1 protein-coding gene is annotated in these 364 nt (G+C 63.5%); it reads left to right on the top strand.

What is annotated here, in order from left to right; all coding sequences use genetic code 11:
* Positions 1-364, top strand: a 364-nt coding sequence (locus AC1DF0_RS32680) for a DUF1513 domain-containing protein (RefSeq protein WP_477577790.1), incomplete at both ends; no start/stop codon positions are given.

Here is a 364-nt window from a genome sequence, read left to right as displayed (position 1 = left end):
CTGCTGAGCAAGGAAACACTGGCCCAGCAGATGAACAGCGTGCGGCACTTGGGTATCGCCAGTGACGGCACCATCGTCGCCGGTCAGCAGTTCATGGGCGATGCTCACGAGTCTTCGGAGCTGCTGGCAATCAAGCGTCCCGGTCAACCGTTCGTGGCCTTCCCGGTGCCTGAGCATCAGTTACAGGCCATGGGGCATTACACCGCCAGCGTTGCCGTACACAGCGAACTGCGCCTGGTCGCCCTGACCGCGCCGCGGGGCAACCGCTTTTTTATCTGGGACCTGGACAGCGGTGAAGTACGCCTGGATGCACCGCTTCCCGATTGCGCCGGGGTCGGTGCCGTGGCCGACGGGTTTGTCGTGA

The sequence above is a fragment of the Paenibacillus sp. 05T425 genome, assembly GCF_056396205.1.
This window is presented reverse-complemented; position numbering and strand designations above follow the sequence as displayed.